Origin of the sequence: Chitinophaga sp. (assembly GCF_036566945.1) — a bacterium.
GTDB lineage: Bacteria > Bacteroidota > Bacteroidia > Chitinophagales > Chitinophagaceae > Chitinophaga.
Map to the genome: position 1 here is coordinate 1 of NZ_DATCVJ010000720.1, position 2,547 is coordinate 2,547.

Annotated in this window: 2 protein-coding genes; both read left to right on the plus strand. The window is 44.9% G+C overall.

What is annotated here, in order from left to right:
• Window positions 1-726: OmpA family protein (locus VIP81_RS21700; protein WP_331966226.1), on the plus strand; the 726-nt coding region annotated here is incomplete at its 5' end.
• 42 nt (window positions 727-768) lie between these two features.
• The coding region (locus VIP81_RS21705; RefSeq protein WP_331966229.1) for a hypothetical protein at window positions 769-2,547 on the plus strand (1,779 nt) is incomplete at its 3' end.

A 2,547-nucleotide genomic window follows, 5' to 3' on the forward strand; every position in this document is an offset into this window, starting at 1 on the left:
GGTAGTAAACAGTATGATAACCGCCCGGTGGAACAAGCCGTGGAGGCTCCTGCCGTTGTAGCCCCTGTTGTAGCAGTAGCCGCTCCCGTTACACCTGATCGCAACGTGGTAGATTATGCCGATAAAACAATAGACAGTTCACCTGAGAATATTCCCTGGCAAACGACCAATCCGGGGAGCAGCGTTACTGCTTCCACATCTTCCAATAACAATACCACTATACCTGTACATACCAGTCAGGCAGCTTATAGCAGTCCTGAGGTGGTGAGCTGGCAACCCTCTGGTAGTATGCCTGCTTCATTTAAAGGGGGTGGCAGTTATGCGCTGGTAAAAGACAGTGCAGTGAAAGCCCTGGAGTCGCTCTGGAAAGTACCGGGATTTATTTACTACGACCTGAATTCCTATGTACCGCAGGATCAGGAATGGCGTAAGCTGGATTCTATTTTCCAGATATGGAAGGCCAACCCTCACCGGATCATCCTGGTGAACGGGCATACAGATATTATTGGTACAGAAAGATACAACCTGTCGCTTTCCAAGAACCGTGCAGTATATATACAGGAATGCCTGTTAAGCCGGGGAGTGGATGCAGATAAAATAAAGATTAACTACTTCGGCTCTACCAGGCCGGTGTGGATAGCGAAACAATATAGTCTGGATAACGACAGAGACATCTTCATAGAGTTACAGGGGGTGAACAGAAGGTGCGAGATCAAAATTCAATAAAGTATTTATCGGTTATTTTTTGCGTATATCAAACTAATACAAATGAACAAAATTTCTTCACTAATGCTTTTACTGGCGGTAGGCTCACAGGCCTTCGCACAGGAAATGCCTGTTGTGTTTAACAAGAGTTTTAGTGCTCCCAAAAACCAGTATAAGAAACTGGCTATTGCGGAGAACAACTCGATTGTTGCTATCGGCGGCGGAACAGATAATGGATGTATCACTAAATTATCTGCCACAGGAAACCTTATTTATAATGCTAAACTGAATAAAGGCGGACTGGTAGCTTACCAGGATCTGCTTTTATTACCTAAAAGTGAACTGGTGGCAGTGGGTGGCGGTACTATTGCTTATGGCAATGCCCGTATTACCAAACTGTCTGCTACCGGAGAAGTAGTATTCGACAAGAGCATTGGCAATGGTCAGGGGGGTTATTTCACTAAGATCATTACCGATCGTCATGGTAATTATATTACCGTTGGCGTGGATGGCAGTAAGCCTGCCCAGGCGCGTATCACCAAAATGAGCGCGGATGGTAAAGTTGAATTTGACAAAGGCTTTGGTGCACACAATGTATTTACCAATGTGCTGATTGATGAAGATGAAAACATTGTTGCTGTAGGTGGCGACGTGGGTGATGGACAGGGCAAGGCTTACATGGTAAAGGTAGATGGTAAGGGAGAAAAGCAATTTGAGCTTTCTTTCGGTAAACCAGGTGCTACTTTCGAAAAAATGTTATTACTGGAAGATGGCTCCGTACTGGCTATGGGCGGTGGTGCTTATGGTACCGGCAACGCCAGTCGCATCGCGAAAGTGAATGCGGAAGGTCAGATCGTATTTGACAAGGAGTACAGTACTGTTGACGGTAAATTTAATGCGATCAAAGTAAATGACCTCGGTCAGATCTTTGCCTGCGCAGAAGAAAAAGATAAAGGCCGTATTGTTAAACTGCGTCCTGATGGAACGGAATTGTTTAACAAAGAAACCGATGCTGCTTTATACGCATTGGAAGTAGGCAAAAATGGAAAAGTGGTAGCTGCTGGTGGTAACGTTAGCAACAACACCGGTAAAATTGTAAAACTGCTCCCTGATGGAACAGCCGTAGTAGATAAAAGCCTGGGTTCTGTTTTCCAACACCTGTTACTCACCGAAGATGATGAGATCTGTGTAGTGGCCAAAGATGGCTACCGCATGATTAAGCTGAGTCCTGATGGTGAAATGATGTTTGATAAACAACTGGGAAAATATGATGCTAAAACAAGTCTGGCTTCCCTGCTGATGAGCCCTTCCGGCGAAATCATTGCAGCGGGTGGCGGTGACGAAGATGGTAACCGTATCATTAAAATCAGCCATGGTGTATCTATTAATGATATCGCTGTTTCTGAGCCACTGAATGGTTTGTCCAACGCTACACTGACGATTACCTTATCCGGATTTTTAAGAAGCAATGGTGTTCGTACACCCGTGAACGTTCATTATAAAACCATCCCTCATAAAGGTGGTGCTGCTGCTGCTGATTTCGATGTTACAGAAGGAACTATTTCCTTTGTGCCATCTGAATTTGCTGCCGGCGCTATTATTTCCAAAACCATACAGATCCCTGTAAAAAGCGATAACCTGCTGGAAGGCAAGGAGTCTTTCCACGTAGAAGTGCTGGATGCATCTGAACTGTATCTCACCAAAGCCAAAGGAGAAGTAACGATCCTGGATCAGCCGGCGATGGTGAAATTCATTGGTGGTAATAACGGCGCAGAACCAGGTACAGACGTGGTATTTTCTGCCGGATTATTTAAAAGAGATAATACACCGCTGATTAATGCT